This window comes from Streptomyces sp. NPDC020597, from assembly GCF_044335095.1.
Taxonomy (GTDB): domain Bacteria; phylum Actinomycetota; class Actinomycetes; order Streptomycetales; family Streptomycetaceae; genus Streptomyces.
The window spans coordinates 1-13,498 of sequence record NZ_JBIRUL010000059.1 but is presented as its reverse complement, the minus strand read 5'-3'; the positions used below and the strand labels follow the sequence as shown (position 1 = coordinate 13,498).

Annotated in this window: 13 protein-coding genes; 4 read left to right on the top strand and 9 right to left on the bottom strand. The window is 71.4% G+C overall.

The window, feature by feature from the left end; translation table 11 throughout:
• Window positions 1-104: 104 nt before the first annotated feature.
• Window positions 105-503, top strand: coding sequence for a DUF4440 domain-containing protein (locus ACH4ZA_RS39580; RefSeq protein ID WP_398433852.1), 399 nt, complete (start codon window positions 105-107; stop codon window positions 501-503).
• A gap of 119 nt (window positions 504-622) precedes the next feature.
• Here the strand turns inward: ACH4ZA_RS39580 and ACH4ZA_RS39575 are convergent, their stop codons facing one another.
• Window positions 623-955: a MerR family transcriptional regulator gene (locus tag ACH4ZA_RS39575; protein ID WP_398433851.1), complete on the bottom strand. Its 333-nt coding sequence runs from the start codon at window positions 953-955 to the stop codon at window positions 623-625.
• Window positions 956-1,706: 751 nt separating this feature from the next.
• On the opposite strand from ACH4ZA_RS39575, the gene ACH4ZA_RS39570 reads away from it, so the two are divergent.
• Window positions 1,707-1,895 carry a hypothetical protein gene (locus tag ACH4ZA_RS39570; protein ID WP_398433850.1) on the top strand — a complete coding sequence of 63 codons (189 nt, stop codon included), beginning with the start codon at window positions 1,707-1,709 and terminating at the stop codon, window positions 1,893-1,895.
• Between the two features lie 340 nt (window positions 1,896-2,235).
• Here ACH4ZA_RS39570 and ACH4ZA_RS39565 read toward each other — a convergent pair whose 3' ends face one another.
• The 3 genes from ACH4ZA_RS39565 to ACH4ZA_RS39555 form a co-directional block, all read right to left on the bottom strand.
• Entirely contained in the window at window positions 2,236-2,532 is a 297-nt protein-coding gene (locus ACH4ZA_RS39565; RefSeq protein WP_398433849.1) for a hypothetical protein, read from the bottom strand.
• 551 nt (window positions 2,533-3,083) lie between these two features.
• Window positions 3,084-3,368, bottom strand: coding sequence for a hypothetical protein (locus tag ACH4ZA_RS39560; RefSeq protein WP_398433848.1), 285 nt, complete (start codon window positions 3,366-3,368; stop codon window positions 3,084-3,086).
• Window positions 3,369-3,495: 127 nt separating this feature from the next.
• Window positions 3,496-4,494 carry an ArsR/SmtB family transcription factor gene (locus tag ACH4ZA_RS39555; protein ID WP_398433847.1) on the bottom strand — a complete coding sequence of 333 codons (999 nt, stop codon included), beginning with the start codon at window positions 4,492-4,494 and terminating at the stop codon, window positions 3,496-3,498.
• A 334-nt stretch (window positions 4,495-4,828) separates the two neighbouring features.
• On the opposite strand from ACH4ZA_RS39555, the gene ACH4ZA_RS39550 reads away from it, so the two are divergent.
• A complete protein-coding gene (locus tag ACH4ZA_RS39550; RefSeq protein ID WP_319280986.1) occupies window positions 4,829-5,221 on the top strand; it encodes a peptidase inhibitor family I36 protein in 393 nt (130 codons plus the stop codon).
• 129 nt (window positions 5,222-5,350) lie between these two features.
• On the opposite strand, the gene ACH4ZA_RS39545 is transcribed toward ACH4ZA_RS39550, so the two are convergent.
• From ACH4ZA_RS39545 to ACH4ZA_RS39530, 4 genes are all read right to left on the bottom strand, one after another.
• Window positions 5,351-7,657, bottom strand: coding sequence for an ABC transporter permease (locus tag ACH4ZA_RS39545; protein WP_398433846.1), 2,307 nt, complete (start codon window positions 7,655-7,657; stop codon window positions 5,351-5,353).
• Window positions 7,658-7,722: 65 nt separating this feature from the next.
• A complete protein-coding gene (locus ACH4ZA_RS39540) occupies window positions 7,723-8,418 on the bottom strand; it encodes an ABC transporter ATP-binding protein (protein WP_319280991.1) in 696 nt (231 codons plus the stop codon).
• On the bottom strand, window positions 8,415-8,939 hold the full coding sequence (locus ACH4ZA_RS39535; RefSeq protein ID WP_398433845.1) for a PadR family transcriptional regulator: 525 nt from the start codon (window positions 8,937-8,939) through the stop codon (window positions 8,415-8,417). Before ACH4ZA_RS39535 ends, ACH4ZA_RS39540 begins: the two co-directional genes overlap by 4 nt.
• Before the next feature lie 1,028 nt (window positions 8,940-9,967).
• Window positions 9,968-10,576 carry a hypothetical protein gene (locus tag ACH4ZA_RS39530; RefSeq protein ID WP_398433844.1) on the bottom strand — a complete coding sequence of 203 codons (609 nt, stop codon included), beginning with the start codon at window positions 10,574-10,576 and terminating at the stop codon, window positions 9,968-9,970.
• 579 nt (window positions 10,577-11,155) lie between these two features.
• Between ACH4ZA_RS39530 and ACH4ZA_RS39525 the strand changes: the two genes are divergently transcribed.
• Window positions 11,156-12,625 carry an FAD-dependent monooxygenase gene (locus ACH4ZA_RS39525; RefSeq protein ID WP_319280999.1) on the top strand — a complete coding sequence of 490 codons (1,470 nt, stop codon included), beginning with the start codon at window positions 11,156-11,158 and terminating at the stop codon, window positions 12,623-12,625.
• Between the two features lie 172 nt (window positions 12,626-12,797).
• Here ACH4ZA_RS39525 and ACH4ZA_RS39520 read toward each other — a convergent pair.
• The coding region (locus tag ACH4ZA_RS39520; RefSeq protein ID WP_398433843.1) for a thiamine pyrophosphate-dependent enzyme at window positions 12,798-13,498 on the bottom strand (701 nt) is incomplete at its 5' end.

Here is a 13,498-nt window from a genome sequence, read left to right as displayed (position 1 = left end):
CACGTGCCCGCACAGCGCGTGGAAGCAGGAAGCCTCCGGAAGGGTCAGACGACCCAGGCTGGAATCCCTGGACTTTAGGCCAGGGAGCACGTCAATGTCGCGCCATGTCCAAGACCGAGATCGACGCGGTGACCGCCGAGTTCTTCGGCATCTTCGACAACCGAGGCGGCAAGGCTGCCGATGTGGCCCGGATCCGCCAGCTGATTCTTCCAAGCGGTGGGATCGTCAAGACCGGCCCGGAGTTCACGGTCTACAGCGTCGACGAGTTCATCGAGCCCCGTCGGCGCCTGCTGACGGGCGGTCGGCTGATCGAGTTCTCCGAGTGGGAGGTCTCCGAACGGACCGAGATCGCGGGCGATATCGCGTCGCGGTTCGCTGAGTACCGCAAGTCCGGGATCTTGGACGGTGAGCCGTTCGAGGGTGGCGGGACCAAGACCATCCAGTTCGTCCGCACCTCAGACGGCTGGCGGATCGCCGCATTCGCCTGGTACGACCAGACCTGAAGCCTTCCCGGGCATCTGGGCGTCACTGGCAACCGTGCGGTCATGCTGAGAGATCTCACTTCGGATGCGGCGGGGTCGGTCCGGTCCCCGGAAAACCACGGGGCAGGGCAGGAGTCGGTTCACCGCCGTGCGAAGGCTGATTCGGCGGAGCGCCGGTATTCGGCGTCGATGCCCTGGGCTTGCGCGAGCTGGTCTTCGAGCATGACGATCCGGCAGGCGGCCTCGATGGGGGTGCCCCGGTCGACGAGTTCTCGGGCGCGGGCCGCGATGCGCAGCTGGTAGCGGGAGTAGCGGCGGTGTCCGCCTGCTGAGCGCAGTGGGGTGATGAGGCGGGCTTCGCCGATGGCGCGGAGAAAGCCCTGGGTGGTGCCGAGCATCTCGGCGGCTCGGCCCATGGTGTAGGCGGGGTAGTCGTCGTCATCGAGTCGGCCGAACGCGTCGTCTGCTGTCATCGCACCTCTCTGGAACGCGTGAGGGGCCCTGGTGCTGTACAGCACCAGGGCCCCGAAGGAACTGCTACACCATCTGCCGACCCTGACGCTCTGCCGGCCTTCGGTTTCCGCAGACCCGACCTGGATGTCGTCGGGGGTGCGGGGATCGCGGTTGCTCGACCGGAGACCACCTCACTATCGATGTCCTGCGGTACCCGGGTCCAGGAATTCCTCCCGGGCGATCCTGATGGCGCTGGGCTCCTCCGTTCTTCCCTCTTGGTCAACTACATAGCGGGAACTGCATGTTGCTGAACTGCGAACTACTGGTGGCCTCGAAACAGCGCCACCCTTCGGCAGCCAGCCCCGTCGCCCGTCCTGCGTCTGCCCTGGCTTGGAACCCCACTGCCGAACTGCCCGGTACGCGCGCTGGCAGTCGGCGCCTTTACCGAGGTACTGCTCACTGACTTCGCTGCCGGGTAGTGCGTACTTCCCTTGCGGGTATTGCCGACTGCGGCACTGCGTGCGGCGGCCCCTGATCACTGCGGGCCACCCGGTCCGGTCGTCAGTCCCGTCACCGTCCTGCAACCGCTCTGGCTTCGGAACTCCACCACCGCACCGTCCTGCGAACTGCAACTGCGTGCACTGCTGCCCGGCAGTTCATCTCTGCCGGGCTCACTCGATCTCGGCTACGAGAGAAACCATAACCACACCAGAACCCAATGTCTACTCTGGCGAGTACAGATTTCTACGTGCTCGAAGAGGAGGTACCCCGATGCGACCGCTCTGCCTCGCCCGGGCCCCGCGTGGTTCCTCGGCGAAGTGGAACATGGTCCTCATCCGCGCGTTCACCGGCGGATCCGCCCAGGCCCGCCGACGCTCGCGGGCCGGCCCGCCGTCCGCGAGAGTGCCCTCAACGCCCTCGGCGACGCTTCCGAACGCCAAGACCTCCGCCGGCCTGTGACGCGGCGACAGCCCGACCGCCGTTGCGCTCCGGGGCGGGGTGGCCGTGGCAGCGCCGAGTCCGCAGCCGACCGCGTCATCGATCGGCTCGGACCCGGGTTCGCGCTCCGGCGACGCAAGCGGTCCCGCAAGGGCACCGTGCTGATCGTGGACGGGGACGGCCCGGGTCCTCCGCCCGGATCCCGACGGGGGGACGGTGAGGACCAAGCATCAGCGGCTGCGTCTGGCTGACGCACGATGCGGGTTGGACGCTTGAAGCAGGTCACGCGCTCTGCCCGCGCACCAGCATGCGGCCGCCGCGGAGCGTGCGCCGGCCGGGCAGAGGGTTTGGGGCGTCGGCCTCAGTCCGGGCGAGGGAACATGCGCTCGACGGCGGTCACGCGTGCGGCGCGGCGGGCGGCGACAGAGGGGTCCACGGCCTGGTCTGCGGCAGCGGCGGCGATTTCGGGCTGACCTGCCCAGGTCATGGCGATCTGGTTGATCAGGGCGAGGACGTCTACCGGGTCCCAGGCCGGGTGGAGCAGCCCGATGCGCTGAGCGTCGCGGAGTCTGTCGAGTTTGCCGGCGGAGTCGGGGATCGGCCTGGTGCCGTACTCGCCGCTCGGCCGCGGATTCCTCTCCGGCCCGGCTGCACGCACTGCCGGCCCCACACGCGCCCGGGCGTTCTCGGCTTGCCCCCGCGTCTCGCCACAGTGCACCGACCGGCCGCACGAGCAACAGGACCAGCCGCCGACGACCGGTGTCCCGCCCCCGACCAGCGAGCCTGCCCCGTCCGCGCCGGTCTGCCCTCAGGCACCCGGCTGCCGGGCGGCGATCGAGCGGTGCGTACCTGAACCCAGTCGACTCGGCGGGTGCGCGATGAGCGACAGGGCGGGGTCCTCGGTCATCGGACCGTGCGGGCCGCCTGCTCGGCGATGCGGGTCATGGCCTCGGGGCGGGATACGGATACCGCGTGTGACGCGTCGATGGTCGTGGTGCGGGCACTGGCGCGGGCTGACATGAAGCGCTGGGCAGCCACTGGGATGCCGCGGTCCTCCGTGGTCACCAGCGACCAGGAGGGGATCGTCCCGAGGCGCGGCAACGAGATTGGGCCGTCGTTTCCGGAGGTCGTGGCCGGGGCGGTGCAGCTGCCTGATGCGGCCGCGTTGGACGGAGTCATGTGACCTGCACGGCGTGGACCCGGCCCTGATCAGCCATCACTTCGGCTCCAAGACCACCGAGGCCGACGTCGTGCGCGAGTGGCTGGCGTGGGCCCCTGGTCCTGCGCGGCGAAGGTTGCTAGGGCGTGGGGGACGGACAGGCCCCGGTCGACGCCCTGGCGGTCGAGGTCCTCCTGGGCCGCCCGGGCGGCGTTGCGCATCGACTCCAGGCGGCGCAGTCGCTCTGCGCTCAGATCGCCGGCGCTGCCCGGAAAGGCCAGGACGTCTGCCTTGTCGGCGGTGGAGTACGCGATGTTGTGACTCGTGATCGCCATCGCGGTGAACGCCGCCGGCGCCCGCGGGGCCCGGCGCCGCGTACGGACAGTGCGCGGGGAAAGGCGTGCCGGGGAAGGCGTGCCTGGCCGCGGCGTTTCCCGCCGGCGTCGGCCCGGGTCGTTGCCTTCAGGCGAGGGGGCTCTTCTCCAGCAGGGCGATGCCCAGTGAGGTGGCGGTGTGGCGGACCGTCTTGCCCTCGCGTCGGGTCGTGACCAGGCGGGCGTTGCGCAGTACCGTCGCGTGGTGGCTCGCGGTCGCCGGCGAGATGTTCAGGCGGCGGGCCAGCTCCGTGGTGCCGCATCCGCCGACGGCCGCCCTCAGCACTGCCGCCCGGGTACGCCCCAGCAGATCGTCGAGTGAGCGGGCGGTGAACTCGCCGTCGCCCTCCCACAGTTCGGTGTCGAGGGAGGTCCCGCGGAGGGTGGGGACGGCCAGGGTGGGGGCACGGGCCGGGTCCAGCGGCGGATGCAGAAGTTCGACGTGCGCCGTGGAGAACACCGTCGGGGCGATGACGAGGCCGCGCCCGTTCAGGTGGACGTCCGCGTCGTGCGGGTGGACCACTTCGAGCACGGGCGGCCTCCAGCGGACCAACGGACTGCACAGGGTGGTGAGGAGCTGCTCGACCCCCTCGCCGGCCATGGTGCCCGCGTACGCGGCACGGACCTCGCTCAGATGGGAGCGCACCGTGCTCCAGTAGGGGGCGACGGTGACGTGGTGGCAGGACCTGAGCGCCGTGGCCACCTGGAGGCGGGTTTCCCGGTCGCCGTCCATCAGGTTGCGGGCCCAGGACCGGTGTGAGGGGTGGAAGTCGATGTTCTCCAGTTCGAGGCGCATCAGGGAACGGGGAGCCGCCATCCAGGCGGTCACCGCCTCCTCGATGGACGGCGTGTCTCCCATCAGGCTCATCGCGTCGATCAGGGGACCGCTTTGGGGTGTCAACGCGGCGAGCGGGCCGGCCTGTTCACCCAGCCGTCCGCGTACCGCTACGCGCCAGCGGCGGAAGGCGGGATCGGTGTCGCGGTCCGTCAGCAGTTTCACACTGTCGAATGTCTCCGCCGCCACACCGATCGTCGTGGCCACCCGGGTCCGTGCCAGGTCCTCCGCCGTGAAGTGAATGCGTTTCACCGAGCGCCCCGTCCTGCGTGTCACTGTGCGGCCCACAGCAGTCTCAGTTCCGGGACGGAAGTCACGCAATCAGCATTCTGGTCAGAACCGTCCGGCCCGCATCCCCGACGGGCACTGGGCTCTTCGTGCATCTGGCGCACATCGAAGCGTGCCGGGGAGTGGGCAGTCGCCGGGAGCGCGGGCGGCCTCGGCCGAAGCCGGGGTCCGGCTCGGGCGTGGCGGGAAGCGGGCGGCCGCTCGATTCGGGTGAGGTCGAAAGGTTGGCTTCGTTCCCTCGACGGCCCCTAGCTTCGGTGAAGTCAACCGGCAGGGTCTCTTCGAGGAGAGTTCGACTATGACCGAAAACCGTGGCGGGAGCCGTCGGACGTGGGTGCGGGGCATGGTGGCGGTCGCCACCGGCTTTTCGGCACTCCTCACCATGGCCTCCACCGCCGACGCGGCGACACACGGCGCCGGGGCCGCCGCGTCGGCGGCGGCCAGCTGCCCGTACAAGTACTTCTGCGCCTACCCGGGAGCGAATTTCACCGGTACCCCGATACTCATGTACAACTGCACCGAATACGACATGCCGTGGTCGAGTCTGGGTTCGTGGATCAACAACCAGACCCGTGGAACCCGCGCGCAGTTCAGGAGTTCCGACCACGTGACGCGCTGGAGCGACGACGGCGCCTACGACTCGGACGCCTCCGCCGACTGGTCATGGGTGTGGTGGGTGAAGCCCTGCTGAGAGCAGACCGGGCCGGCGGCGGTCGGCGGCCCTGGAAGCCTGCGCGAGAGCCTGCGGCGGCTGTCGGTGCGGGTGCCGGACCGGGACGCCCGAAGGGCCCTTCCTCGGGGGAAAGGGCCCTTCGGCGGCCTATTCGGTGCGCAGGCCGTCCGCGCGCATCAGCCGCAGCAGTGGCGGCAGGCTGAGCACGCTCACCAGCAGGACGACGGCGGTGGCGAGGCCGGTCATCGTCAGCACGCTCGTCCAGTCCACGACCACCGGCTTGCCCGTCATCTTCAGCAGTGCCGCGCCCAGTGCCAGACCGACCGCGGTGGCCAGCGCCAGGCCGAGGCCGATCGGGATCGCCGTCTGCCACAGCACGGACAGGCTCAGGGTGCGGCGCCGGGTGCCGAAGGCGATGAGTGACGACAGCAGCTTGCGGCGCTCGCGCAGCTGCTCCAGCTGCGAGACCAGCAGACTCGCGCCGATCAGTGCCAGTACGCCGGCGGCGCCGACGAACAGGAAGGTGCGCAGGGAGTCGTAGGTGTCATCGCGCTTGCTGGACACCAGCATCTCCGGGTCGGTCGGCAGGCCGAGACGGCGGGCCGTGTTCCGTGCGTGGTCCGGCGCGGCCGCCAGCCCCTGGTCGAGCGCGAGGTAGATCTGCCCGTGCAGACCGGGTGCGCCGCCTCGGGGCAGGGCGCCCGGCGTCAGCAGGAACCCGTTGCGCTCGTACCCGGTCGGGTCCTTGATCGCTCGCGCGTGCTTCATGCCGGCCGGCACCTTCCAGGGCGTCGGCCTGTGGGCGACCCCCTGGGAGCCGTCGATCGAGTCGAACCACAGCGTGCTGCCGGGCCTGGACAGGCTGGACGTGGCGTCCTCGTCGCTGCCGGCGGGGATGGCGAAGGAGTCACCGTCCCGGCAGGAGGGGAGGGCGGCCACCTCGCGCAGGGACGCGCAGTCGGCGATGGTGACCGGGGCGCTGTTCTCGGGGGACTCGCGCCGGTCGGCGATGTAGCCCTCGTCGAACGCGTAGACCTTCGCGACGCCCTTGGTCGTCTTGAAGCCGGCCGCCGCCCGGGCGAGGGGGACCTGGTCCCACATGTCCGCGTGCATCTGGGCCCGGGCGGGGTCGTTGGCGGTCTGCTTGGTGTACTGGTCCTGCACGCCGGTGAACAGCATCTGCAGGGCGATGGCGCCCGCCACCGCGACGGCGATGCCGTTCACCATGCGGGCGGCCGTTCCGCTGCTCAACTGAAGTCTGCGGATGGCCAGTTGCCAGGCGACCCCGCCGGAGCCGAGCCGGTTCACGACTCTCTCCACGACCCAGGGCAGCAGCGCGGTCACCCCGACGAGCAGCAGCAGGACGCCGCCGGTGACCTGGTACTGGTTGAAGTCCTTGCCGTACCGGTCCTTGCCGATCATCGGGTAGAGCAGTCCGAGGCCGCCCGCGGGCAGCAGTATCCGCCACCACAGCCGGCGCCGCGGGGGGGTCGCGGCGCGCACCACGCCGAGCGGCTCGATCACCACGCCGCGCAGCGCGAACAGGGTGACCAGCACGGCGGCCGCCGGGACCGCGGCCGCGACGAGCAGGGCGAGCAGCGGGGAGGGGATCAGATAGCTGGGGAACACGCTCACGTCGAACAGGTCCACGGACCCGGAGAGTTCCCGCACGAGGAGGAAGAAGACGGTGCCGACGGCGAGGCCGGCCACGGAGCCGGCGAGGGCTTCGCCGGCGGCGATCCGCCGGGTCATCCGGCTGTCCGAGCCCACCAGCCGCAGGGCCGCCAGTCGCCGGTCACGGCGCTCGCCGCCGAACCGCACGGCCGCGGCGATGAACACGCCGACCGGCAGCAGCAGCACCAGGAACACGACGAGGGTGAGCAGGACGAGGACCGGGTCCTTCTTCTCCGGGGTCTTGAACCCTGTGCCGAATCGGTCGATGCGTTCGACCAGGCCGTAGCCCTCCCTGACCGTGAGGTGGTCGGCGCCGCGGTAGAAGGCGAGTTCCTGGGCCCCGATCAGTCCGGGTTCGGCGATGGTGCCGACGATCCGCTCCGGCAGCCGTTCGCGCAGCATTCTCCCTTCGCCGGACTGCAGCAGCTTCTTCAGTGCGGGAGAGACCACCATCTCGCCCGCCCTGGGAAACTTCGACACCCCTGGCGGCAGGGGCGCCCTGGGACCCTCGGGCCGCAACTCCCTTCCGCGGACCTCCTTGTCACGGAAGGTCGTCCCGGCGTCGCCGACGACCAGGGTGTCGTCCGCCTTCTTCAGCGGCGACTTGGCGGCGTAACTGAGGTCACTGCGCGCGCTCTCGCGGTCGTGCCGGACGGCCAGCGCGTTGGGGATCGCGGTGAACAGCAGCAGCAGCGCCACGCCGAGCCCCACGCCGACGGCGGTGAGGAGCAGCCGCGCCCACCCCTCCCGCCCGCCGGTGAAGGCGAACCGGGCCCCCATGGCCAGATCTCTGGTTCTCCCCCACCGGCGGCTTCGCTCGAGCGGGGGGCGCTTCTTGCGTGCACTCATATGGCGTGCTCCATGTCCCGGGACCTGCCGTCGCGTACGACGACCTCGCGGTCGGAGTAGGCGGCGACCCGCGCCTCGTGCGTGACGAGGACGACGGCGGCGTTGGCGGAGCGGGCGGCCTCGGTGAACAGTCCCATCACGCGCTCGCCGTTGAGGGAGTCCAGCGCGCCGGTCGGCTCGTCGGCGAACAGCACCCGGGGTCCGGTGACCAGCGCCCGGGCCACGGCGACCCGCTGGCCCTGGCCGCCGGAGACCTCGCCGGGCCGCTTCTTGCGCAGGTCGTCGACCTCGAGCCGTTCCATCCAGGACAGGGCGCTCTTCTCGGCCTCCTTGCGGGAGGCGCCGTTCAGCCTGAGCGGAAGGGCGACGTTCTCGACGCAGGTCAGCTCGGGCACCAGCTGACCGAACTGGAAGACGAACCCGAACTCGGAGCGGCGCAGGGCGCTGCGCTGGGCGTCGTTCATGGCGGCCAGCTCACGCCCGTCGTAGGTGATGGACCCGGAGTCGGGTGGCACGATCCCGGCGAGGCAGTGCAGCAGCGTCGACTTGCCGGATCCGGAGGGGCCCATCACGGCGACGACCTCGCCGGGGTGGATGGAGAAGTCGGCGCCGTCGAGCGCGGTGGTCGGCCCGTACGTCTTGCGCAGGTCCTGGGCGGCGAGCAGGGAACCGGAGGGAGGAACACGGGTCATGCGGTCACCGCCTCGGCGAGGTTGTCCAGACGCGCGGCGGTCAGCTCCAGCCAGCGCAGGTCCGCCTCGAGGTGGAACAGGGCGTGGTCGCAGATCAGCTGGTCCGCGAAATCGCCCTGGCGCTTGCGGTCGGTCAGGATCCGCATCATGCGCAGGTGCTCGGAGCGCTGGGCGTCCAGGATGTCGGCGGCGTCCCGCTGCGTCAGCAGCGCGAGGACGACCTTGCTGTACAGCAACGACTGCAGGTACGGCTCGGGCTTCTCCGGGGTGGCGAGCCAGCGCTGCACGTCGGTGATCCCGGCGTCGGTGATCGCGTACCGCTTGCGCTCGGGCCCGCCGCCGGGCTCGATCCCGTCGACCTGGACGAGCCCGTTCTTCAGCAGGCGGGACATCGTCGAGTAGACCTGGCCGTAGTGCAGCGGCCGGTCGTGACCGAACTTCTCGTCGAACGCCCGCTTCAGGTCGTAGCCGTGGCGGGGGCCGGACTCCAGGAGCCCGAGGAGGGTGTGACCGATGGACATGCGGAGCACTCTACACACGGTGTATACGTGCGATGTATACGCGGAGTGTGTAGATCATGGCGGGTTGTGTGTCCATGCAGGTGGCGGCCCTGCCATGATTCAGTAAAGAGGAATCATCCCGTCCGGCGCCTGAGGGCGAGGCCGCTCAGCGCGACGGGGTCCCGGGGGCGGAGTCCCGGCACGCCGACGGTTCGGCGAGAGAGCGCCCCCTGCCCCCGTCCCGGCCGACCGGACCCGAGGGCCGCCGGGCCGCAACGCGCCGCTCACGCGGCGGGCCTGAGGCGGAGCGCCGGACCGGGGACGCTCTCGACGTCCTCCGCCCGTACGGCGTGCCCCTCCTCGCGGCAGAGCCGGACGCCGACGGGTGCGCCGCATCCGCGGTGTCGCGTCCGTGCGTGGTGCGGGAAGCTCCGCCCCGTCATCGACAGCGTCTTTCGACCTGGGAATCGCCTCGCCGGCCGCGATCACCCCGGCGCCCGGACGCTCGAGGCGATGGCGCACCTCGAGCACGGCCGCCCAGGGCCGGCAAAGTCCGGCAAGGTCCGGCAAGGTCGTGGTCCCGATGGCACCCGACCACGGCTGAGCGCGTGTTCCCGGCCTCTCGGCGACCGCCCTTTGCGCCTCTCGCCGGACCCGGGCCGCGACCGCGCTCTCCCGCCGCGGGTCACGCTCCCGTGCCCACGCGCTGCCCTGAGCGTGGGCCTGCGGGGCGCTGCGCCGGGGCCCGCAGCCCGAAGTCGTCGAAGGACTGGATGTGCCCGTCGCTGTTGCGTGCCGGTGTGCGGCGCATGATGTCGAGCAGCTCGCGCGGTGTCTGTTGGGACAGGGCACGGAAGACGCCCGCACCCGCTGCGCGGGCCAGGCGGCGCGGACGCGCGCGAGCGCACTGCCGGGCGCGCCGGCCTTCCGGCCCGCGCGCCCGGCTCCGGCCTGCGAGCCGGGGCTCGCGACGCCGCCTCGTCAAAAAGGCGCCGTCAGCCGTCTGTCCGGTGCGTCATGCGAGCATCGCGTCCCGGCGGACGTCCCGGTCAGCCCGCCCACCGGGAGTCGAGGGCGATGGCCTGCAGGCGGTTGAGCGTGAGCGGGGGCTGCGGTCGCGTCACCGGACCGCTTTCGGCGTAGGAGTTCACTTCCTGGACGATGACCCTGCGGCCGTCGCGGTGGAGGGTGTCGACCAGCCACACCACAGCCGAGCCGCCCTTCTCCGATGCCCGCTTGACCCGCTTCACCTGGGTGCCGTCGGCGAGGGTCAGGGCCTGGCACTCGATGTACGTGCCCTCGCAGCCCATATGTCCTTCGAGGACGTCGCCCATGTCGTGCTGGGAGTTCACCCCGATCATGCTCTTTCCGCGGCCGTCGTCCCAGACCAGCGCGCCGTAGCCTTCCTGGCCCTGCTGGTCGGAGATCTTCGCGCCCTTGGGCAGCAGGGACTTCAGCACCCGGATCATCTGACGGCCCGACAGCGGCGCGCCCGAGTCGGAGTGCGCGAGGGACGAGGACGAGGCCCTGACCTCCGCGTCGGCGATCCGCGGTGCGGCGGAGGCCTGCGCCGCCGTACCGAGCCCGAGAGCCAGGACGAGGCCGGCGGCGGCCACGCGGCGGCCCGGACGGCGGCGTGCGGGAGTGCTGCTGTTCATGCGGTGACTTCCTTCTCTGTCCAAAAGTGAGTGACCCCTGCGTCGCGGGACGGCGCAGGGTGCGAGGCGTCGAACACCGCCCCGGCACACTGGCGTCCCGGTGCACAGGCGCAAGGCGGTGGTTCTCGTGCTGCCGGCCGGCGGTCGTGCCGCCTCGGCCGGTGCGACATCCACAGATTCCACGACAGCGGTCACCGCCGACAACGGTCACCGCCGCACCCGGGACGACGGAACCATCCCACCCCTGTTGACCTGGGGAAACAGGAGTCCCTGGGATGCTTTTCCGGGACGCGTGCGGCCGACCGGGTGCGAGTCCGCGCCCTGCTGCGGTTGTTCGGCGGCCGGCGACCGGAGTCGTAGGCCGCCGGCAGGACGCGACGTCCTGCGGTGTCGCGGACGGGCGCCCCCCTCGGCGTGCTCCGCCTCGTCCCGCTTCGCTCGGGAAACGGGCTGCGGCGGTCGGTCCCCAGGGGGCCGTGGCACTGCATCGCGCTCGTCATGGGGATCGTCGCTTCCCCTCCCCCGCCGGCTCCGAGGGGCTTTGTCCGGGCTTAAGGGCGGGGGCGGAGGCTGCTGTTCATGTCTGATCCCGTGATCATCGTCGGTGGGGGCGCGGCCGGTCTGATGCTCGCCTGCGAGCTGGGGCTGGCCGAGGTTCCCGTCGTTGTCCTGGAGCGCCGCGTGGAGTTGCCGGAGCGTTCGGGCGGCATGCTGCTCAACGCGCACATCGCGGACTTTCTGCGGATGCGGGGGCTGGCGGGCCGCTTCTTCGGCCCGGACACCCCTACCTGGGGCCGGTCGCACTTCGGTCTCGTCTACCGGGACATCGACGGCGAACTCGCCAAGACCGACTACGACTTGATCGTGCCCCAGTGGCGCAGTGAGCAGCTCCTGCGGGAGCGGGCGGCCGAGTTGGGCGTGGAGGTGCGGCTGGGCGCGGAGGTGGTGGGCGTCGAGCAGGACGCGGACGGGGTGACGCTCACGGTGGGCGGGCCGCAGGGCGCGCAGCGGATGCGGGCGCGGTATGCCGTCGGGTGCGACGGGCCGCGCAGCGCGGTGGCGCAGGCCGCCGGGTTCGACTTCGACGTGCTGGCTCCCTCCTATTACGGCGTCATCGCCGACGTCGTCGTGGACGACGAGTCCCAGGCGCTGTTCAGGGCCGGCTCGTATCCGTGCGGCCAGTTCGGGGTGCTGCCGGTGAATCCGGCCGATCCGTCCGAAGTGCGGTTGATGACGGTCGAGTTCGACCGTGAGCCGCCGCCCGACGCCGAGCCGCTCACCGTCCGCGAGATCCGCTCCACCATCGAGCGGATCACCGGGCGGGCTCCGGATCTTCGGGCCGTGCGGTGGATGACGCGGTACGGCAGTCCCACCCGGCTGGCGCGGCGTTATCGGGTCGGCCGGGTCTTCCTCGCCGGGGACGCGGCTCATCCGCATCCGCCGTCGTCCGGGCACGGGATGAACACCGCCGTGCACGACGCGGTGAACCTCGGCTGGAAGCTGGCCGGCGCCGTGCGCGGCTGGGCCCCCGACGGGCTGCTGGACACGTACCACGACGAGCGCCGGCCGGTGGGCGAGCGGGCGTGCCGCCGGGCGCTCGCGCAGATCCCGCTGCAGACGCCGCTGGAGCGGGCGGCCCCGCTGCGTGAGATCTTCGCCGAGCTGATGCGGTCCGACGACGTCAACGCGTTCCTCGTGCAGTACGTGACCCGGGTCCGCTACCCGTTCGCCGAGGAGGGTGCGCCGGCTCACCCGCTGCTCGGGGCGGTGTTGCCCGACGTGTCCCTGCGGACGCCGGACGGGGTGGTGGCGGCCGGGTCGCTGCTGTCGTCGGGGCGTGGTCTGGTCCTGGGTCCCGCGTCGCCGGGCGGGGGCCCTCTGCCGGATCTGTCGGCGTGGGCGGACCGGTTGGACGTGGTGGCGGCCGAGCCGTCCGTGGAGCTGGGCGCGGAGGCTGTGCTCGTGCGTCCGGACGGGCACGTCGCCTGGGCGGGGCCGGCCGGCGCCCATGACGGGTTGCTGCTCGCCGTGAAGACCTGGTTCGGCTGACCGGGTCCGGCGCCTCGGCGGTGCGGCGCGGGATGCGAGGCGGAGCATCGCAGCCGCGCCGGTCGTGCGGGCCGGTCGTGCGGGCGGGGCGGGCCGGCGGGTCTGTGGCGCACCACGGTGGGGTCAGGCACGGCGTCGTGCCTGACCCCGCCGTGGTGCGGGGGCCTTCGGGTCAGCCGGCGACCGTCCAGGTGTCGTTGCCGGCGAGGAGCGCGGCGAGGTCGCCCTTGCCGCGCTGTTCGACGGCGTCGTCGAGCTGGCGGGCCATCTCGGTGTCGTAGACGGCGCGTTCGGTGGCGCGGAAGACTCCGATGGGGGTGTGGTGCAGGGTGTCGGGGTCGGCGAGGCGGGAGAGGGCGAAGGCGGTGGTCGGGGACGCGGCGTGGGCGTCGTGGACGAGGACGCCGGCCCTGTTGTCCTCGGTGACCGCGACGACCTTCAGGTCGCCGGTGGCCGGGTCGCGGACGACTGCCTTGGAGGCGTCGGCGCCGAAGGTGATCGGCCGGCCGTGTTCCAGGCGGATCACCGCTTCCTGCGCCTGCTGTCTGTCCCGGAGGGCTTCGAACGCGCCGTCGTTGAAGATGTTGCAGTTCTGGTAGATCTCGACCAGTGCGGTGCCGGGGTGGGCGGCCGCCTGCCGCAGCACGTCGGTGAGGTGCTTGCGGTCGGAGTCGACGGTGCGGGCGACGAAGGAGGCCTCCGCGCCGATGGCGAGGGACACCGGGTTGAAGGGCGCGTCGAGGGAGCCCATCGGCGTCGACTTGGTGATCTTGCCGATTTCGGAGGTCGGGGAGTACTGGCCCTTGGTGAGGCCGTAGATCCGGTTGTTGAAGAGCAGGATCTTGAGGTTGACGTTGCGGCGCAGGGCGTGGA

Excerpts from the sequence above, each read along its gene's own strand:
- ACH4ZA_RS39580 (WP_398433852.1), top strand. The coding sequence starts at position 105 with ATGTCCAAGACCGAGATCGACGCGGTGACCGCCGAGTTCTTCGGCATC.
- ACH4ZA_RS39560 (WP_398433848.1), bottom strand. The coding sequence starts at position 3,368 with ATGGCGATCACGAGTCACAACATCGCGTACTCCACCGCCGACAAGGCA.
- ACH4ZA_RS39540 (WP_319280991.1), bottom strand. The coding sequence starts at position 8,418 with ATGACCCGTGTTCCTCCCTCCGGTTCCCTGCTCGCCGCCCAGGACCTG.
- ACH4ZA_RS39545 (WP_398433846.1), bottom strand. The coding sequence starts at position 7,657 with ATGGGGGCCCGGTTCGCCTTCACCGGCGGGCGGGAGGGGTGGGCGCGG.
- ACH4ZA_RS39575 (WP_398433851.1), bottom strand. The coding sequence starts at position 955 with ATGACAGCAGACGACGCGTTCGGCCGACTCGATGACGACGACTACCCC.
- ACH4ZA_RS39525 (WP_319280999.1), top strand. The coding sequence starts at position 11,156 with ATGTCTGATCCCGTGATCATCGTCGGTGGGGGCGCGGCCGGTCTGATG.
- ACH4ZA_RS39530 (WP_398433844.1), bottom strand. The coding sequence starts at position 10,576 with ATGAACAGCAGCACTCCCGCACGCCGCCGTCCGGGCCGCCGCGTGGCC.
- ACH4ZA_RS39535 (WP_398433845.1), bottom strand. The coding sequence starts at position 8,939 with ATGTCCATCGGTCACACCCTCCTCGGGCTCCTGGAGTCCGGCCCCCGC.
- ACH4ZA_RS39550 (WP_319280986.1), top strand. The coding sequence starts at position 4,829 with ATGACCGAAAACCGTGGCGGGAGCCGTCGGACGTGGGTGCGGGGCATG.
- ACH4ZA_RS39570 (WP_398433850.1), top strand. The coding sequence starts at position 1,707 with ATGCGACCGCTCTGCCTCGCCCGGGCCCCGCGTGGTTCCTCGGCGAAG.